Genomic DNA, 17,952 nt, shown 5'->3' with positions numbered 1-17,952 from the left:
TTGTGCCGCATAAGTCGCCGTTCAAGCCTCCTCGTTTCCCGCGTGAGATCATCCTCTGCTCTGGTCCCTGCGCTATCCCTTGTCCTACCAGGATGTCGCTGATTTGCTGGAAGAGCGCGGTATCACGGTTGACCGATCGACAGTCTTCCGCTGGGTCCAGAAGTGCGCGCCACAGCTGGCCAGGCGGACCGAGAAACACCTGCGGCGTGCCAGTATCAATTGGCATGCCCCCTCTTGGGCATTGTGAGCAATGTCCTGCCGGGCGAGGGGCGAGACTTACATCCGCGTGGGCGGAAAATAGCGCTCCCTATGGCGAGCCATCGACGCAAATGGGCAAATGGTCGCTTCCCGGCTCACAGCTCGGCGAGATGCCAAGGCCGCTAAGGCGTTTCTAAACAAGGCGATTGAGCGTGTGCGGCTGCACCGCCCGGTCACGATTTGCACGGCTAAAGCCCATGCCTATCGATGCGTCATCCGGGACATCAATCATCGGTATGACCCGCATGTCGAAAGCATCCGGCATATCGACCGAAAGTGGCGCAACAACCTTATCGAAAGCGACCATGCCGCGATGAAACGGCTGCTCGGATACCGCCAGAGCTTGAGATCTCTGCGACCAGCCAAAGCGACCCTCGCAGGGATAGAAACCATCCGAACCATCAAACGCGGCCATATTCATCACAAGCAACCAGGGGTCCGAGGCGAGATCGAATTCCTCCTTCGGCTGTTCAACGCCGCCGCGTGACCGCATGGGCAAAACCCGGAGATGTTCAACTACGCGCTGTTAATGCAACAGTCCCGTCTAGCATTTGGCCAACGAGTGTAACGTGCCTTAATCGAGGTGGAACACTTCCTCCATGCTGGCCCACCATTCCCCGTCAGCGCGTGTGGGTAAGGGTTCTTGCATAGGTCCGCAGACTTTCCACCATTCCTTGGTCGTGTCGTCAGCGGCAATGGCGTCCATGTCGGCCTGAAAATCGGTGCCTGTGTATTCCCAATAGCTGAACATGATATTCTCAGGCTCGCGCAGATAGATCGAGTAATTCGTGATGTTGGATTTGCGCAGCCGGTCAAGGACGGCAGGCCAGACGTCAGCATGCAGCGCCTTGTATTCTAAAATAGTTTCCGGTTTCAGCCCGATGACCATGCCCATGCGTTCTGCCATATGTGCCTCCGTTGGTGTTTAGACGCGGTAGAACCGTTGGGCGGTTCCCGCGAGGATATTGTGCCTTGCGCTGGCCCGGAGGGGCGCGAGTAAAGCCTGCACGTAGCTGATCCATTTCCCATAGTCGCCGGCCAAATTGACCACCGGCCAATCGCTGCCGAACATCACACGTTCGGCTCCAAAGCGATCAATGATAGTTTGCGCATAGGGGGTCAGGTCTGTGGGCGTCCAATCCGGCCCGGCCTCTGTCACCATCCCCGAAAGCTTGCACAGGACGTTTTCACAGGATGCAACCTGCCTGATCCCGTCTTGAAAGGTCTGGTCCGATCCCTGCCCAGCCCCAATTTGCGGTTTTGCGATATGGTCAACCACGATACCCAGACTGGGATAGCGCTGCGCCAGTTTTGCAATCACGGACAGGTGGCGTGGCTGGATCAGCGCGTCAAATGACAGATCGACCGCTGCCATATGGGCGAGCGCGGGCTGGGCCGCGTCCTGCAGGATCCAGTCGGTGTCCGGGATGCTTTGCAACATCGGCCGGAGGCCCTTTAGCATCGGATTGCGGCGCAGGCGGTCGATGGTTGCAATGGCATCTGGCGCGGTCAGATCAACCCAGCCGACGACGCCTGCGACAAAGTCGGTTTGGGCCGCGATGGTGAGCAGGAATTCGGTTTCGGCGACTGTGTCGGTCGCCTGTACCAGGATTGTCTTTTCCACACCTGCCTGTTTGAGGAGCGGGTACAGGTCGTCTGGCGTAAAGTCACGAAAGATCGGTGCGACCGTCTCATTTGGCCACGCGTAATCACCGCGCGCGAGGGTCCAAAAATGCTGATGCGCGTCGATGATCATGCCCGGCTCATGCGATGATGCCCGCGTTGCGCAGGTCATCCCAGATGGCGGCAGGAAGGTCCGCCCGGAACTGCGCGACATTGCGCAAGAGCGAGCTGGGCTTCGATGTGCCAATCAGGGTAGAGACGACATGATCACTTTGCGCCGGGTATTGGATCGCGGCGGCGGCCATGGGCACATCGTGGCGGGCACAGATCGTGGCTATCTTGGCGGTGCGCTCCATGATGGCTTTCGGCGCCGGAGCGTAGTTATATCGCGCCCCTTCGACAGGGCCTGTTGCCAGGATGCCGGAATTAAAGACGCCGCCGATCACCAGTTTCGCCCCTTGTTGGTCAAGCAGCGGGAACAGCCAGTCGCGCGCGGTCTGTTCGAGAAGTGTGTAACGCCCCGCAAGCAGGATCAGGTCAATCTCGATCTCGCCCAGCAATTCTTCGCAGATCTCAACAGTATTCACGCCAAGGCCCACGGCCGAGATGACACCCTGTTGCTTGAGGTCGCGCAGCGCCCGCTCGCCGCTGTCGCGCAATTGAGCGCGGTGTTCGATGGTATCTGTCCCCGCGCCGGAATCGCCGATGTCGTGCACGTAAAGAATGTCGATCCGGTTGAGGCCCAGCCGCTGAAAGCTGTCCTCGACCGATCGCATGATCGCGTCGTAAGTGAAATCGAAGTGCTGTTTGAAGGGCAGGGCGCTGTAAAAACCGTTGATTGCGTCCGGTGGGTTGGCGTCCGGCGTCAGGACACGGCCCACCTTGGTTGACAGCACCCAGCCGGATTTGTCGCGCAGAAAATCCCCCACCCTGTGTTCGGATGATCCGTTGCCGTAGTGGGGGGCCGTATCAAAATAGCGGATGCCCGCGTCCCATGCGCTTTGTAGCACTGCGTGGGCCTCATCGGATGAGACTGGTTTGTAAAGACCGCCGATGCTGGCGGTGCCAAAGGAGAGTGTGTGGTCTGGTGTCAGGATCATCGGGACCTCAGGCTGCGGTATGGCAGCCGGGTTCGGGCCGCGTGGTGTTTTTATATGTCAGCACAAATTCCTGATGCCCGAGGTCTTCGGAGGCGGTGGTGCCGCCCGCGCCGAGGGCGATCAGTTTTTGGTAGATCTCATCGCCGACCTCATCAAGCGTTGCGGCCCCGTCCAGGATACGGCCCGCGTTCACGTCCATGTCGTCGGCCATGCACGCATAGGTCTGCGGGTTGGCGCAGACCTTCAGCACCGGCGAAATGGCCGAACCCACCACAGATCCGCGCCCGGTGACGAAGATAACCGCATGTGCGCCGCAGGAGATAAGCTCGATAATCTCTGCAGTGTCGTTGATGTTGGGAAAGCCGAACTTGGGAGGCCCCTCCGGCACCACGTCGAGCAGGTAGAGGCCACCAGCAGCAGGCTTTTCGGCGGGCCTGACGATACCGTTGATCTTGCTGTCCCCGGATTTGGCATAGGCGCCGAGTGACTTTTCCTCGATGGTAGATAACCCGCCCGTGGCGTTGCCTTGCGAGAAGGAGCCATAGCCCATCGCGGCGTAGTAGCGTGCCGCTTTCTCAACGGTAGAGACCAATTCTTCTTTGAGTGCAGGCGTCGCGGCGCGGGTGGCCATGACGCTTTCGCAGCCGATTAGTTCACCGGTTTCTTCAAAAATGCAAGTTGCCCCTTCGGCCACGAAACGGTCAAAGGCGCGACCCGCTGCCGGATTGCCGGTCAGGCCCGATGTCGCGTCGGAACCGCCGCAAATGGTACCGATCACCAGCTCGGAAGGGGACATCGGGACCGTCGGCAGTGCATCCAACACTTTGCGTTGTGCGCGGACCCATGCGTTGCCCGCGGCGATGGCAGCGCGGGTGCCGCCTGCATCCTGAATCGTGATCAGATTGACGGGGCGACCGGTGGCTTCGATTGCGCGCACCAGGTCCGTTTTGCGGAAGTTCTCGCAGCCAAGCGAAACAAGCTGCACGGCACCCACGTTGGGATGGGTGCACAGGGCCGCCATCATATCCTGACCGTAGGGGCTGGGAAAGCAGCCAGAAAAACCAATGACCTGTGCGTCCTGATCCGCGCAATCCTGTACGATCTTTGTGCAGACGTGGTGCGCACATTCGACGGTATAGGCGACGAGGATTGTATTGCGGATACCCTTGCGGCCGTCGCTGCGTTGCCACCCCTTCATGTTCCCGCCGCTTCCATATCTTCGATGACAGTGTAGCGGCTCGTCAGATTATGCAGATGCACGTGCTCGCCCGCCGCGATGTCTTGCGCGGCAAAGCCGATCGGGCAGCCGTATTTGAGGATGTCTGCCCCCGCGGGGATCGGGTGGATCGCGATTTTGTGGCCCATGGAAAGGTCTGCCACGATGCGAAATTGCGCCGTGCCAAGCGCTGCAACTGCCCCTGCAGCAGTGTCCTGCGCCAGCACCGCGATGTTGTCTCTGGCGTGTAAATGCAGCAGTTTCGCAGTTTCTGCCATCACTTCATCCTCCCTTTAAATGTACATCTTGCAAAAAAAACAATTGACGGCAACAGGAAATGTTTTTTACGCATATTAAGCAGAAGTCGGGGAGGACTGGCAGCCAATGACACCTCAAGGGGACAGTGTACAGCGCCCGCTAGTGCTGGAAGCACAAGGAATTTCAAAGCATTATGGCGGTATTGTCGCGCTTGATGATGTCGACCTGACATTGCATGAGGGCGAGGTACTGGCCGTTGTGGGTGACAATGGTGCGGGCAAATCCACCCTGATCAAAGCGCTGACAGGGGCCATCCCCAAGACCGCCGGCGTGGTGAAATTCGACGGGGTCGAGACCCAGATCGACACGCCGACCGACGCCAAGGCCGCCGGGATCGAAACGGTGTATCAGGACCTTGCGCTGGTGAACGAAATCTCGATCACGAAGAACGTATTCTTGGGCCGCGAAATCCTGCGCGACGATTGGTTGGGCCGCTGGTTTGGTGTGCTGGACTTCAAGAAGATGGATGGCGAGATCCGCGACTTGTTCAGCAAGCTTGATGTCAGGATTGCCGACATTTACCGTGAGGCACAAGCGTTTTCGGGCGGGCAGCGCCAGGCTGTCGCCCTGTCCAAGACCGTGATGTTCGGCAAGCGCGTTGCCATTCTGGATGAGCCGACAGCGGCCCTGGGTGTGCGCGAAAGCAAGATGGCGATGGATTTGGTGCGGTCGCTGAAGGATCACGGTCTGTCGGTGATCATGATCACCCACAACATGCAGCATGTGCTGAACTATTGCGACCGGGTGATGGTTTTGCGGCTGGGCAAATTGGTCGCTGTGTGTGACGTGAAAGACGTGGACGGCGACGCGCTTGTGGGTCTGATCACCGGGGCCACCGATGCGGGGGCCACCGCATGAGCCAAGCCGATAGCCAAACCGCCGTATCCAGTCCGGGCAGCTCTGCCGGTGCGCTGGACGTGCTAAAACACAACTTCATGCAAATCTGGCAGGTGCTGGCCGCATTGGCGCTGATCTACGGGTTCTTTTTTCTGATGTCAGAACCCTTTCGCAGCTTTGACACGCTACTGTCGATCTTTGGTCAGGCCTCAATCCTCGCGATTCTGGCCTGCGGAACAACTATCGTCCTGATCTCTGGCGGGTTGGACCTGTCTGTCGGCTCAATCTTTGCGGTTGTCGGTGTGACGGTTGGGATTTTCATGGCTGAATGGGGTTTGCCGCCTGTCCTGGCGGTCGGGCTGGGATTGGGTATGGGGGCCGCTCTTGGCGCGTTGAATGGCACCATACAGGTCCTGACCAAAGTGCCTGCGTTTATCGTCACACTGGGCGGGCTGACGGCTTACAAGGGGTTGGCGGAAATCCTAGCAAGTGGGCGCGACCTGTCGCGGTTTCCCGAAAGTTTCAAATTTCTGGGGACAGGGAACACTGTCCCGATGCTGATTATGTTTGCCGTCGCACTCCTGACAGGGCTGTTCCTGACCAAGACACGCCTTGGCAGCCGTGCCTTTGCGATCGGCGGCAACGAAGAGGTCGCGCGCCTCTCCGGTGTGCCAGTCGCCAAGAGCCGCATCTATTATTACATGCTGGGCGGTCTGCTGGCCGGGTTGGCGGCAATCGTGGAGGTTGCAAAGCTGAACTTTGCAATGCCAGCGCGCGGCCAGAGCTACGAGCTTTACGCCATCGCCGCAGTTGTGATCGGCGGCACCAGCCTGTTTGGCGGACGCGGCGGCGTCGGCAAGACGCTTTTGGGCATGTTCATCATGCAAACCATCATTGTCGGTCTGTCCTATATGGGCGTCGGCACCTCATACCAGCGCATTGCAATCGGGGCGATCATCATTGTCGCCGTCTATTGGGATGTCTGGCGACGTTCGACGCGGTGACTTGTGCCGCGCAACCAATGGCCCCAAAGGGCCACCTAAGACCCCAAGGGAGGGAAATATGACATTGAAACTGAAAACCGCCGTCCTTGCGACCGCCACCGCCATCTGCCTTGCCAGCGCGGCCTACGCCGAAGACATGCGGATCGCCTACACCGGCTATTCCACGGACAACACATTCTGGATCGGTGTCGCGACTGCCGCCGCCGCCGAGGCCGAGGCGCAAGGGGTCGCATTTATCGACATGACGGCGTCATCGCCTGACTCTGCCGCGCAAAAGGACGCCGTGGATCGCGCGATTGATATGGGCGTGGACGGGATCATCATCGGGTCGGTCGATAACCGCGCGTTTGACGCGTCACTCGATAACGCTGCCGCAAAGGGCATTCCGGTTGTTGCCGTGGATACAGGCATCGACCATTCGCATATCTCCAGCCTTGTCCAGACGGATAACCTTGCTGCGGCGGGTGTCGCGGGCGAGTATATTGTTGAGCAGTTGCAAGGTGAGGGCACTGTGCTGATCCTGGGCGGCTCTGCCGGTCACCAGACGGGCAATGCCCGGCGCGACGGTGTGCTGACAGCAGCAGAGGCGGCTGGCCATGAAGTCATCTTCCAGATCTGCGATTGGCAGGATGCCTGTGCGTTTGAAACAACGACGAACTTCCTGCAGTCAAACCCCGACATCAAGGCGATCTTCTCGGCCTGGGACCCGGGCGCGCTTGCGGCGGTGTCCGCCTCCAAGGCACTGGGCAAGTTGGACGATCTGGTCATCGTGGGCTTTGACGGCAACCCCGCCAACCTCGTTGCCATCGAAGAGGGCGAGCAGGCCGCGACCATCAAGCAGGACAACACCCGCATGGGCGTGGAATCCGTGCAGAACCTTCTCAACATCATCAAAGGGGAAGAGGCCCCCGCGGTGGTCCCGATTGATGGCATTCTGATCACCGATGCCAACGTGGCTGAGTACAAGTAAGCCAGACCTGGCAGGCGGGATCGTTCCGCCTGCCGCACCGCTGCCGGGAAAATTTATGCGCGCCCTCGTTATCGATAAAGTTGGCCACACGGCCTTTCAGGACACCGAGGATCTGGTCCCCGGATCAGGCGAAGTGCTGTTCGATGTGGCTTTCGTCGGCCTGTGCGGAAGTGATCTGAATACCTTTGAGGGTTTGAACCCGCTTGTGGCTTTGCCACGCATTCCGGGCCACGAAATTGGCGGGACCATCGCCGCTTGCGGCACGGACGTGGCCCCGGAATTTGCCATTGGTCAACGCGCGATCGTGATCCCCTATACCACCTGTGGGTCCTGCACCGCCTGCCGCAAGGGACGGGTGAATGCCTGCCAGCAAAACAAGACGCTGGGCGTGCAGCAGGACGGTGGCTTGCGCAAGCAGATCGTTCTGAAAACGGATCGCCTGATCCTGAACGATACGCTCACGCCGCGCCAGATGGCGCTGGTAGAGCCGCTGTCCGTCGGCTTTCACGCCGTTGCGCGAGGACATGTCACCGCTTATGACACCGTGCTGGTGTTGGGCGGGGGCATGATCGGTGTCGGGGCCATTCTGGGCGCAAAAGCGCGCGGCGCACGGGTGATCGTCAGCGAAGTGTCCGCCCGGAAAACAAAGACCCTGCAGGCGCTCGGTGTCGAGGCCGTGCTGTCGCCGGACGCCGGTGATCTGGCCGCAGATATCGCGGCACTGACAGACAACACCGGACCGGATGTGATTGTCGAAGCGGTCGGCGCCCCCGAGACCTTTCGCGCGGCGGTAGATCTTGCCCCGTTTGCAGGCCGAATCGTGTACGTGGGCTACGCAAAGTCCGAGGTCAGCTATGACACCAAGCTTTTCAATCTAAAGGAGCTGGATATCTTCGGGTCGCGTAACGCTGTTCGCAGCGATTTCGAGGCGGTGATCGCCTATCTGGAAGCGACCCCGGCTATTTCTGACCAATTGATCACGCGCGTGATGCCCTGGGCGGATGCGGACCAGGCCTTTGACTATTGGCGCGATCACCGGGACGCGGTGTTCAAAATCATGATCGACATGGAAGGGGCCACATGAGTTTGCAAGATGTTTATGGCCTGCACGGCAAACGGGCGCTCGTCACCGGGGGCGGCACCGGGATCGGGAAGGCTGTTGCCATGTGTCTTGCGCATAGTGGGGCGGAAGTCGTGATTGCCGGGCGCAGGCTGGATGTGCTGGAAGCGGCCGCGACAGAGATCGGCCACGGATGCCGGACAGCAGCGCTCGACATCACCAAGACCGGTGAGATCACTGCTTTTGAAAACGCCCTTGGCCCTGTTGATATTCTGGTCAACAACGCGGGCAATACGCTGAAAAAACCGTTTGAGGACCAAACCCTCGACGAATTCGATCAGGTCTTTGACGTGCATGTACGCGGCGCGCTTGAGCTGAGTCGCTGTGTGATCCGCCGCATGCTGACGGACGGGCGCGACGGGAACATCCAGTTTTTGTCTTCAATGACGGCCTATATCGGTCAGCCGATGGTTGCTGGCTACACAATTTCAAAAACCGCGATCAACGGCGTGGTGCGTGGCCTGTCAGCCGAATTCGCCGCGCGTGGCATTCGCGTGAATGGCGTCGCACCCGGTTGGATCGACACCGACATTTTCCGCAATGCCACCAAGGGTGATCCGGCCCGTAAGGACAAGATCATGAGCCGGATACCAATGGGCTATCTGGGTGAGACGGATGATATCGGATGGTGCTGCGCGTTTCTGGCGTCACCCGCCGCGAAATACATCACCGGACAGGTCGTACTGGTCGACGGTGGTGGCGCGACCGGCTTTTAGGGAGGACGCCGCATGGCACTTGATTTCGAACACATCCGCGAGACGCTGTTTACAGCCGTCATTGGCGACATCCTTGACCGGATGGGTCACCGGCATCAGTTTCTGCCCCCCGGTATCGCACCACTTGTCGCAGGCACCCGCATCGTGGGGCGCGCGATGCCGGTATTGGAAACGCCCTATCCCGAGGGAACAGGACGTGGCCCTTTATCCCACAAACCCTTCGGTATGATGTTCGAAGCGCTCGACGATCTGAAAGCCGATGAGATCTACATCACCACCGGCACTGCACTGAACTGCGCCTTGTGGGGGGGATTAATGTCCACGCGCGCCATGTATCTGAAGGCCGCAGGCGCGATCCTTGATGGGTATGTCCGCGACACGCCCGAGATCCGGCAGCTTGGCTTTCCTGTCTTTTCGCGCGGCGCTTATGCACAGGATCAGGGGGTGCGCGGCAAGGTGATCGACTACCGGATGCCGCTCCAGATCGGTCAGGTACTGATCCACAACGGCGACCTGATCGTGGCCGATGAGGAGGGCGTCTTGATTGTCCCGCAGGCTGTCGAGGGCGAGGTGATTGCCGCAGCTCACGAAAAGGTCGCCACCGAAAACGCTGTTGCCACGGCCATCAGGGCCGGTATGAGCACGCAGGAGGCGTTTGAAAAGTTTGGCGTGATGTAGGGGATGGTTTGAACGATGTCGCGCCATAGCAGCACCTATAAGGAAAGCTATAACCGCGCGCTCGATATGATCGTGTCGGGCGAGATCCGGCGCGAACTGCCAACCGAAGTTGCCTTGGCAAAGCAGTGGGCTGTCAGCCGCACAACCGTACGCAGCATTTTGAATGGGTTGCAGGACGCGGGCATCATCGCATGGTCAGGGCGGTCGAAAACCGTGTTGCGCAAGCCCCGAAAGGCTGAATACTTCCCGGCTGACGAAACCGAATCCGTCGCCGAAAAGATACCGTCGATGTTCATGGAACATGTCTTTGCAGGGGAATTGAACCCCGGCACCACCTTGCGCGAGACCGAGTTGGCCAAGACATTCAGCGTCAGCTCAACCGCTGTGCGTGAGTTTTTGATCCGGTTCTCCCGCTTTGGTTTGATCGAAAAGAAGACAAACCGCCATTGGGTCCTGCACGGCTTTACCCGTGATTTTGCCGAAGAACTGTTCACGGTGCGCGAAATGTTTGAACGCGCTGCATTCGATGCGTTCCTCAGATCCGGCCCCAAGGCGCACCAGCTTGCGATCCAGCAGAGGGCGGAACACGAGGCTATCCTCGATAACATCGCATCCGACTATGTCTTGTTTCCCCGGCTTGATGAAAAGTTCCACAGGGTTTGGATTGATGCCTTCGGGAACCGCTTTGTACGGGATTTCTTCGAACTGATCTCGCTGGTTTTCCATTACCACTACAGATGGCGAAAACAGGACGAGCTGGAGCGCAATCATCACGCGGTGATCCAACATCTCGATATTATTTCCGCTCTGGAAGCACAAGATCCCATGGCCGCCCAAGCCGCGATGAACGTCCACCTGCGCCATGCAAAGGAAACGCTTCTTGCCTCTGCCATGTGGGACGGGAACTTGTGAAACAGGTGATACGTATTGGGTTGAACACAAATATCGATCCCACCGGTCTCACAGCGATTCACATCGAAAATGATGGCGCACCTTGGAATGGCCCGCTGACAACTGAAACCGTCACCGCGCTGGACGAGATGCAGCCCGAAATTCCACGTCTCCGAAAGCCGGCAAGGTAAGGTGCTGTTTTGCTTGCAGATGCAACCCCGTCGCACCGGGCCAGCATCGAGGTAGGAGGCTCCGTGGCAATGAGGAGCCTCCGTTTCTATTCAGACCATCGCAAAAATGCGTGCAGGGCCGCCAGTGCCGCCCCGATATTTTGGCGCGCCGATGACAAGTGTTGCACCCGCCGCAGGAACCTTGTCGAGGTTCGCGATGTTTTCGATACCAAAGCGCCCTGTCGGCAACCAGGCATAATGAGTGGCGAAATCCGCTGACATCCCGTGGTCAAGCGAAAGCGTATCCACCGCAATGGACTGCGCGCCGGTTTCCAGGAGCATCTGCGCCGCTTCGATATGGAAGCCGGGATAATGCTGTGCCTGCCCGTCAAAGTTGCGGAACCCGTCGGTGTCCACCTTGGGTGCCCAGCCGGAATGCATCGCCACGCAGGCCCCATCTGGAATATCACCGTTTGCCGCGATCCATGTCTTGAGATCATCGGGTGTCACCTGGGTGTCCGCGTCTTCCGCCGCGCGGGCGGCAATATCGACAACACATAGCGGCGCAATCAGCGACGAAAGCGGGATTTCGTCGACCGAGGTGCCATCTTCGGAAAAGTGAAGCGGCGCGTCGATATGCGTACCGGTATGTTCGTTAACGGTGTATTGAAACAGATTGAACGCGTGCTCGGCATAGGTGTAGATCTGCTCGCGCGAAAACTGACTTTCGCCAAAGTAGGTTGGGAAGTCTTCATGCAGCGTATGGGTCATGTCCTCGACCGCGCCGTGGCCTGCGGCCATGGCCGGTGTTGCCAGTGCCGATCCGGTCACAGCCGCCGCACCCGCCGCTGCCGTGCCTTTGAAAAAGCTGCGTCGTGAGAGCATTTTGTCCTTCACGGCGTTCATCACACAAACATCACACATCTGGTTTCCTCCTTGTTATGTGCCACGCAGTTTTTGGGCGGCGTAGAATGTCGTTATTTTTCATCAACGGTTGAGACGGTCCTCAACCAGTTTTGCAAAAAACGATGCTCCGGCTGGCGCAATAGCATCGTTTAAATCGAACCTGTCGTTATGTAGCGCGGGGCCATCGCCTTGGCCCAAAAACAGGAAACAGCCCTTGCATGCTCGCAGCATATAGGAAAAATCCTCTGCGACAAAATGGGGTGCGGACTGTCCATCGACCCGTGTGTCCCCGGTGAGCCCGGCTGCTGTTTTGCAGGCAAATGCGGTGGCGGCATCATCATTGACGAGGGGCGGATAGTAGCGCGTATACTGCATCGCGACGCTCAGCCCCTCTGGCGCCTCGGCAGCCAATGTCATCAGGCGCTCTTCGGCCTGATGACGAAACGCAGCCGATAAGGTTCTGACGGACCCGCTCAAAACCGCCTGATCCGGCACCACATTGGTTGCATTGCCCGCCTGTGCCACTGTCACCGCCATCACGCCCAAGCGCTGCTGTGCGTTGAGCAGGTGTTAAATACTGGCGACGCCAGCGATCACAGCACCAAAGTGGTTGATCGGGTTGCGACACAGCGCTGGGTAGGCGACGTGACCGCTGCGGCCTGTGATCGTAAAGGAAAAATCATCGACTGATGCCAAAAACGGACCGGGGCGTGTGTGAAAGGTGCCCGCCGTCTCTCCGGGCAGGGTGTGCAGGGCATAGATCTCGGCAATATCGAACCGGTCAAAGATGCCATGTGCGACCATGATCTGGCCGCCGCCACTCAGCTCTTCTCCGGGTTGAAAAATCAACACAACGCGACCTGAGAAATTCCTTGTCTGGCACAGATATCGTGCTGCTCCAAGCAACATAGTGGTGTGATCGTCGTGACCGCAGGCAGGCATGATGCCGGTGGTCTTTGACTGCCATTGTGCCCCTGTCGCCTCAATAATCGGAAGCGCGTCCATATCGGCGCGCAGGCCGATTGTGAGGCCGGCACCGCGGCCCTCGATGATCGCGACGATCCCGGTTTGCGCAAAGCCTGTATGGATGTGATCAACGCCAAATTCGGTCATGCGTTCGGCCACGAAGGCCGCGGTCGCGTGACAGGCAAGGTCCAGTTCCGGATGTTGGTGCAGATGCCTGCGCCACGCGGTCATCTCATCTGCAAAAGCTGCGATATCCGGCAGAACGCTTTTCATCTGGGGGTGAAGCGCAGCGACAGGCAGGACATCCCCCCGTCAAGTTTGGCCGCTTCGGTATTGCCGACCTCGCGGATGGTGTAGCCTGCTGTGGCCAAAACATCTCGTGTCTTGGGAAAGCCTGCGGGCATTACGACAAGTTCGTTGAACCGGATGGCGTTTGCGCAGGCCTCTTCCCCCTCTGCAGTGTGGATCACTTTGTACCCTTCAAAACAGCCCGATGCGTCCAGTCGTTTTGTGGCCAAAACCGTGTCTTCATCCAGCAAGGAGCAATCGGTCTTGAAATGCAGCACGTTTGGTGGTGTTTCCACGATTCGCACGGTGTAGCCCCAGCGGTCAACCAGTTGGCGGAGTTCTTCCACTCCCGCGTGGTCGGTGCGCGCCGACAATCCCACAAGGATCTCACGCTCTGTCGTCAGGATGTCACCGCCCTCGACAAACCCGGGCCCTTCGACCTGCAGCACCTCTTGATAGAGCGCGGTAAGATGCGGGATCATTTCTGCCGCTTCGCCCAAACGGGTGGGCGCGCCGGGCCGCATGATCACCGCGCCTTCGCGCAGGCACAATGCGGCATCCTCTACAAAAACGGAATCCGGATATGCCTCCATCGCGTCAAGCACGGTGACGGTGGCCCCGGTCGTGCGCAAGGCTGCCACATAATCGGCGTGCTGCTGTTCAAACACCGCCAGATCAGGCGCCCCGGTATCAACAGCGCGCAATCCATCAGAACTGCTGCGGGAGGGTGCACGGCAGATCGCATGTGAGAAAGTGTAGCTTTTTGCAGTCATGTCGGTGGCCTGTGTATTTAGGATGAGGATCAGATGCGCGGAAGCGCGCGCCGGTTTTCGAGAAAGCGGAAAAAAACGACAAGGCAGATCGTCAGGAACACGTAGATCGCCGCGACGAACAAGAGCGGCTCGTAAATGCGGTAGGTTTCCTGCCGGACGATTGTGCCGATCCCGTAAACTTCGAACACGGTAATGGTGGCAGCCAGCGGCGTGGCCTTTAGCGTCAGGATGAACTCGCCTGCCAAGGTCGGAAATACGTTCTGCAGGGCGCGGGGCAACCAGACCCGGCGCAGCACCTGAAAGGGCGTCATGCCAATCGCGCGGGCCGCCTCAAGCTCGCCTTTGGGGACGCCTTTGAACGCACCGCGCATGATCTCGCCCTCATAGCCCGCAACGCTGAGCGTGAAGGCAAAGACCGCATAGGGGAAGGCATCGCGCAGGATGGGCCAGAACATGCTTTCCCGGATGCCGGGGATAAAGGGGAACAGTGACCCCAGACCGTAATAAATGAGCCAAAGCTGGATTAGCAGCGGTGTGCCCCGAATAACCGTGCAAAAAGCGCGGGCCAGCCATGCCAACGGCCAGGGACCCGTCACTTGCACCAGACCAATCGGAATCGCGAGCATCATGCCGAAAAAGATTGATAGCCCCAACAATTGCAGGGTGATCGAAATGCCTTCGACAAACCGTGGCGCATATTCGGGTAACCAGTCCCAAACCATCAGGTCACCCGTGCCTCGCCCCGGCGCAGGCGTTTTTCAAGCAAGCCGAACAACAGGTTTGATACCAGTGTTAGCAGCAGATAAAGGGTGCCGGCTGCAAGGAAGAACAACAGATATTCCTTTGTGGCCCCGGCGGCCTGCCGCGTTTCCAGCGCCAGTTCGCTAAAGCCGACAACCGCCAGGAGGGCGGTGTCTTTTGTGGTGATCAGCCAAAGGTTCGCAAGCCCGGGCAAAGCGAAGGGCAACATCAGCGGAATGATGATCCGGCGGTGCATCATGACCGGTGACATCCCCACTGATTTGGCCGCTTCGACCTGGTCATTTGACACGGCCCGCATTGCGCCGCGAAATACTTCGGTGGAATAGGCTCCCTGGACAAAACCGATGACGTAGATACCGGCCCAGAGGCCATCAATGTCCACACGGTCCCATCCCATGCTGCCGCGGACTGTGTTCAAAAGATCCGTGCCCGCGTAATACAACAGCAAAATCAGGATCAGTTCCGGAACGGCACGGATCAGCGTTGTGTAGAACTCCAAGGACCAGCGCAGCACTGGCCCGCCATAAAGCTTGCCAAGTGCGCCGCAAAACCCAATGCAAAGCCCAAGGGCATAGGCTCCAAGTGCTATCTGAATCGTCGAAAGAAGCCCGCGCAACAGGTTACCGCCCCATCCGGGCGGCTGCAAAGCAAGCAGGTCAAGTGCGTTTTCCATGGATGCGGCATGCAAGTGGTGCCGGAATGGCCCGGCACCAATCAGGATATCTTATTCGCCGCCATAGATGTCGAAGTCAAAGTACCTGGATGAGATTTCATCATAGGTCCCATCCGCACGGATTTGCGCGATTGCGGCGTTCAGTTTTTCAGCAAGTTCTGTCTCGCCCTTACGCATGCCGCCGCCGACACCGGGGCCAAAGATGGCCGCATCGTTCAGTTCCCCTTTGATCTCAAAGCCGTCGCCTTGATCGCTGGACAAGAAAGCCTGCATCGCAAGGCTGTCGGCGACAACCGCATCCACGCGGCCTGCAAACAGGTCTTGGTTATGTTCATCAAAAGTCGAATAAGTCTTCACCTCTGCGGTTTCGGCGAAATAGGCATCAACATAATTGGCGTGGGTCGTGGCCACCTGAACGCCAACGATCTTGCCGTCAAGGCTCGCTGGATCACCCGAGATGTCAGACCCCTCCGGCCCGATGATGACCGCAGGGGTGTTGTAGTAGCGATCTGAAAAGTCGATGGTTTTCATCCGCTCTTCAGTGATCGACATCGAGGCCATGATCACATCGAACTTCTCGGCCAGCAGCGCGGGAATGATACCGTCCCACGCCACGGGAACGATCTCGCACTCTTCTTCCATCGCGGCACAGACAGCGCCGATGATTTCAATCTCCCAGCCCTGCCATGTCCCGTCTGCGCCCTTTTCAGAGAACGGGGGATATGGCTCCGCTGCGATGCCGATCTTGACGTCGGCATTCGCCACCGTTGTGGTTAGTACGATTGCGGCTGTCGCAATCGTCGTTTTGATCAAGTTTTTCATAGGTCTCTCCCGGTTGGTTTTATGAATGAATTGAGCTGACAAACGTCCTACATCGGTCACTTTTGGGGTTCCCGAAAAGCTGGTCTGGTGTGCCTTCTTCTTCGATCTGACCATTGTGCAGGTAAATCACGCGGTCAGATACCTCGCGCGCGAAACGCATCTCGTGCGTGACCAACAACATGGTGCGGCCCTCATCGGCAAGGGCGCGGATGACCTGCAGAACCTCGCCGACAAGTTCGGGGTCAAGCGCTGATGTCGGTTCGTCAAACAGCATGACATCCGGTTGCATTGCGAGAGCCCGCGCAATCGCGGCACGCTGCTGTTGCCCGCCCGACATTTGCGACGGATAGGCATAAAGTTTCTCGCCCAGCCCGACACGTTCCAGAAGTGCGACAGCCTCCTTGTGTACGTCCGCTTTGGTCCGCTTCAGGACACGCACCGGCCCCTCCATGACATTTTGCAGGACGGTCATGTGCTGCCACAGATTGAACGATTGAAACACCATGCCCAGCTTACTGCGAAAACGCTCTGCCTGCCGTCTGTTCGCTGCTTCGAGGCCGCTCTTTCCTTTGCGCAGCAGCAACGTCTCACCGTTCAAAAGGATTTCGCCTGCGGTCGGATTCTCAAGTAGGTTAATACAGCGCAACAGCGTGCTTTTGCCTGATCCACTTGATCCGATCAGCGAAATAACCTCTCCCTTTCGCGCCGCGAGCGAAACATCTTTCAGCACTTCAACAGACCCGAACGACTTTCGAAGTTGCCGCAATTCAATTGCATAGGATGATGTCGTCATGTCATTTCGGAACCGGTCAGGCGGTTTGAGCGCGCTATCAACAACAGCGGGTTTCGCTACTATACAAGTGTATAGTCTGCGAGATTGCAAGCGTCCTGGTGGGCGAACACGGGAGCCGGAGATCAAAGCGATGAATGATTCATCGAAAATGGACGTCAATGCTGACGGAAAGACGCGGCTCGTCCAGGGGGCTATCGACTGCGTTGCCGAAAACGGCATTGCCGGTTCATCGGTGCGCCGTATCGCAGAATATGCGGGAGTGACACCCGGGCTGGTCCGGCATCATTTCGGCAACAAGAATAAGCTGCTGGCGGAGTGCTACCGCAGCCTGAACACTCTGGCCCTGTCGCGCATGTCAAAAAGCATGATGTCGGAGAACCGATCACTCGCGGATGATCTGATGCGGACGCTTAAGGCGTTCTTTCCCGAGGACTTGCGCGATGTGCATCAGATGCGCGTCCTTGTCGCGTTTTGGGGCGCTGTTCTCACGACTGCGGAGTTTGCAGAGGTACAGGCTGAAACCAATCTGGGGTTTCACCGACATCTGACGGATATGATGCGGTTTCATCTTGGTGACAGAAAAGATTTGCCGGTTCTTGCAGATGCCGTTCAGGCCGTGATCGACGGGCTGTGGCTTGAGTGTTGTATGAACCCGAGCCGCATGTCACCAGAAGGCGCAATCAAGCGAGCGCATCAGTTTTGTCTCTTGGCGCTGAACCAGCCGGGTCAGAATTAAGGAGCTTGAAGAGAGAGACTTGGATTGAACTGTGGTTCTATTCCGGGGACCAACACCCCCCCTTTCCACCGACACGTGTCCGTCATCAAATGAAGTGGTCCGATTGAGCTGACTGCGTTGAGGACGGCCTGGCTCATCGATTGTGATCTTATGCGGCGCGCCCGAGATTGAGCAAGCGTCGCTGTTTCAATGTTCTTTCCTTGGTTTTTCTCCTTTCCTTTAGAATGCCTTCGCTGCGACCGAAGTAGACATCGGCGGGTGTCAGATTGCCGAGGCTTTCGTGATAGCGGCGGTGATTGTAGTGGTCGACGAAGTCGTCAATCGCCTGTTCG

General features: G+C 58.3%; 22 protein-coding genes and 1 pseudogene. 9 read left to right on the top strand and 14 right to left on the bottom strand.

The window, feature by feature from the left end:
• Nucleotides 1-2: 2 nt before the first annotated feature.
• Nucleotides 3-745, top strand: a pseudogene (locus H7847_RS27350) (IS6 family transposase).
• An 87-nt stretch (nucleotides 746-832) separates the two neighbouring features.
• On the opposite strand, the gene H7847_RS04295 reads toward H7847_RS27350, so the two are convergent.
• Genes H7847_RS04295 through H7847_RS04275 form a run of 5 tightly spaced genes read right to left on the bottom strand, consistent with a single transcriptional unit; the run spans nucleotide 833 to nucleotide 4,475 of the window.
• On the bottom strand, nucleotides 833-1,165 hold the full coding sequence (locus tag H7847_RS04295) for an L-rhamnose mutarotase (RefSeq protein WP_227268157.1): 333 nt from the start codon (nucleotides 1,163-1,165) through the stop codon (nucleotides 833-835).
• An 18-nt stretch (nucleotides 1,166-1,183) separates the two neighbouring features.
• Entirely contained in the window at nucleotides 1,184-2,014 is an 831-nt protein-coding gene (locus tag H7847_RS04290; RefSeq protein ID WP_227268156.1) for an amidohydrolase family protein, read from the bottom strand.
• A gap of 7 nt (nucleotides 2,015-2,021) precedes the next feature.
• The gene (locus H7847_RS04285) at nucleotides 2,022-2,981 is read right to left on the bottom strand and encodes an aldo/keto reductase (protein ID WP_227268155.1); all 960 of its coding nucleotides are present in this window, start codon (nucleotides 2,979-2,981) and stop codon (nucleotides 2,022-2,024) included.
• A 7-nt stretch (nucleotides 2,982-2,988) separates the two neighbouring features.
• A complete protein-coding gene (locus H7847_RS04280) occupies nucleotides 2,989-4,179 on the bottom strand; it encodes a UxaA family hydrolase (protein ID WP_227268154.1) in 1,191 nt (396 codons plus the stop codon).
• Nucleotides 4,176-4,475: a UxaA family hydrolase gene (locus H7847_RS04275; RefSeq protein ID WP_227268153.1), complete on the bottom strand. Its 300-nt coding sequence runs from the start codon at nucleotides 4,473-4,475 to the stop codon at nucleotides 4,176-4,178. Before H7847_RS04275 ends, H7847_RS04280 begins: the two co-directional genes overlap by 4 nt.
• Before the next feature lie 106 nt (nucleotides 4,476-4,581).
• On the opposite strand from H7847_RS04275, the gene H7847_RS04270 reads away from it, so the two are divergent.
• Genes H7847_RS04270 through H7847_RS04240 form a run of 7 tightly spaced genes read left to right on the top strand, consistent with a single transcriptional unit; the run spans nucleotide 4,582 to nucleotide 10,752 of the window.
• Nucleotides 4,582-5,373 (top strand): ATP-binding cassette domain-containing protein, encoded by a 792-nt coding sequence (locus H7847_RS04270; RefSeq protein WP_227268152.1) that lies wholly within the window; start codon nucleotides 4,582-4,584, stop codon nucleotides 5,371-5,373.
• Nucleotides 5,370-6,356 (top strand): ABC transporter permease, encoded by a 987-nt coding sequence (locus H7847_RS04265; protein WP_227268151.1) that lies wholly within the window; start codon nucleotides 5,370-5,372, stop codon nucleotides 6,354-6,356. Before H7847_RS04270 ends, H7847_RS04265 begins: the two co-directional genes overlap by 4 nt.
• Nucleotides 6,357-6,414: 58 nt before the next feature.
• The gene (locus tag H7847_RS04260; protein ID WP_227268150.1) at nucleotides 6,415-7,326 is read left to right on the top strand and encodes a sugar ABC transporter substrate-binding protein; all 912 of its coding nucleotides are present in this window, start codon (nucleotides 6,415-6,417) and stop codon (nucleotides 7,324-7,326) included.
• 55 nt (nucleotides 7,327-7,381) lie between these two features.
• A complete protein-coding gene (locus tag H7847_RS04255) occupies nucleotides 7,382-8,410 on the top strand; it encodes a zinc-binding alcohol dehydrogenase family protein (protein WP_227268149.1) in 1,029 nt (342 codons plus the stop codon).
• The gene (locus H7847_RS04250; RefSeq protein WP_227268148.1) at nucleotides 8,407-9,162 is read left to right on the top strand and encodes an SDR family NAD(P)-dependent oxidoreductase; all 756 of its coding nucleotides are present in this window, start codon (nucleotides 8,407-8,409) and stop codon (nucleotides 9,160-9,162) included. The genes H7847_RS04255 and H7847_RS04250 overlap by 4 nt, the downstream gene beginning before the upstream one ends.
• A 12-nt stretch (nucleotides 9,163-9,174) precedes the next feature.
• A complete protein-coding gene (locus H7847_RS04245; RefSeq protein ID WP_227268147.1) occupies nucleotides 9,175-9,840 on the top strand; it encodes an RraA family protein in 666 nt (221 codons plus the stop codon).
• Nucleotides 9,841-9,855: 15 nt separating this feature from the next.
• Nucleotides 9,856-10,752, top strand: a complete 897-nt coding sequence (locus tag H7847_RS04240; protein WP_227268146.1) for a GntR family transcriptional regulator — start codon at nucleotides 9,856-9,858, stop codon at nucleotides 10,750-10,752.
• Between the two features lie 260 nt (nucleotides 10,753-11,012).
• On the opposite strand, the gene H7847_RS04235 is transcribed toward H7847_RS04240, so the two are convergent.
• From H7847_RS04235 to H7847_RS04205, 8 genes are all read right to left on the bottom strand, one after another.
• Nucleotides 11,013-11,825 (bottom strand): cyclase family protein, encoded by an 813-nt coding sequence (locus tag H7847_RS04235; protein ID WP_227268145.1) that lies wholly within the window; start codon nucleotides 11,823-11,825, stop codon nucleotides 11,013-11,015.
• A 63-nt stretch (nucleotides 11,826-11,888) separates the two neighbouring features.
• Nucleotides 11,889-12,344 (bottom strand): M20/M25/M40 family metallo-hydrolase, encoded by a 456-nt coding sequence (locus H7847_RS26960; protein WP_319799751.1) that lies wholly within the window; start codon nucleotides 12,342-12,344, stop codon nucleotides 11,889-11,891.
• 33 nt (nucleotides 12,345-12,377) lie between these two features.
• Nucleotides 12,378-13,046 (bottom strand): amidohydrolase, encoded by a 669-nt coding sequence (locus tag H7847_RS26955; protein ID WP_319799747.1) that lies wholly within the window; start codon nucleotides 13,044-13,046, stop codon nucleotides 12,378-12,380.
• Nucleotides 13,043-13,834, bottom strand: a complete 792-nt coding sequence (locus H7847_RS04225) for a dimethylarginine dimethylaminohydrolase family protein (protein WP_227268144.1) — start codon at nucleotides 13,832-13,834, stop codon at nucleotides 13,043-13,045. The genes H7847_RS26955 and H7847_RS04225 overlap by 4 nt, the downstream gene beginning before the upstream one ends.
• 29 nt (nucleotides 13,835-13,863) lie before the next feature.
• Nucleotides 13,864-14,556, bottom strand: coding sequence for an ABC transporter permease (locus H7847_RS04220; RefSeq protein ID WP_227268143.1), 693 nt, complete (start codon nucleotides 14,554-14,556; stop codon nucleotides 13,864-13,866).
• A complete protein-coding gene (locus tag H7847_RS04215) occupies nucleotides 14,556-15,269 on the bottom strand; it encodes an ABC transporter permease (RefSeq protein WP_227268142.1) in 714 nt (237 codons plus the stop codon). The genes H7847_RS04220 and H7847_RS04215 overlap by 1 nt, the downstream gene beginning before the upstream one ends.
• 51 nt (nucleotides 15,270-15,320) lie before the next feature.
• Entirely contained in the window at nucleotides 15,321-16,091 is a 771-nt protein-coding gene (locus tag H7847_RS04210; RefSeq protein ID WP_227268141.1) for a transporter substrate-binding domain-containing protein, read from the bottom strand.
• Nucleotides 16,092-16,110: 19 nt separating this feature from the next.
• Nucleotides 16,111-16,884 (bottom strand): ABC transporter ATP-binding protein, encoded by a 774-nt coding sequence (locus H7847_RS04205; protein ID WP_227268140.1) that lies wholly within the window; start codon nucleotides 16,882-16,884, stop codon nucleotides 16,111-16,113.
• 130 nt (nucleotides 16,885-17,014) lie between these two features.
• Between H7847_RS04205 and H7847_RS04200 the strand changes: the two genes are divergently transcribed.
• Nucleotides 17,015-17,620: a TetR/AcrR family transcriptional regulator gene (locus H7847_RS04200; protein WP_227268139.1), complete on the top strand. Its 606-nt coding sequence runs from the start codon at nucleotides 17,015-17,017 to the stop codon at nucleotides 17,618-17,620.
• A gap of 148 nt (nucleotides 17,621-17,768) precedes the next feature.
• Here the strand turns inward: H7847_RS04200 and H7847_RS04195 are convergent.
• On the bottom strand, nucleotides 17,769-17,952 hold a 184-nt coding region (locus H7847_RS04195), incomplete at its 5' end, for an integrase core domain-containing protein (protein ID WP_227268138.1).

This window comes from Roseobacter weihaiensis, from assembly GCF_020622345.1.
GTDB classification, from domain to species: Bacteria; Pseudomonadota; Alphaproteobacteria; order Rhodobacterales; family Rhodobacteraceae; genus Roseobacter; species Roseobacter weihaiensis.
The sequence above is the reverse complement of the archived record's forward strand: the minus strand, read 5'-3'. Positions and strand labels throughout refer to the sequence as shown.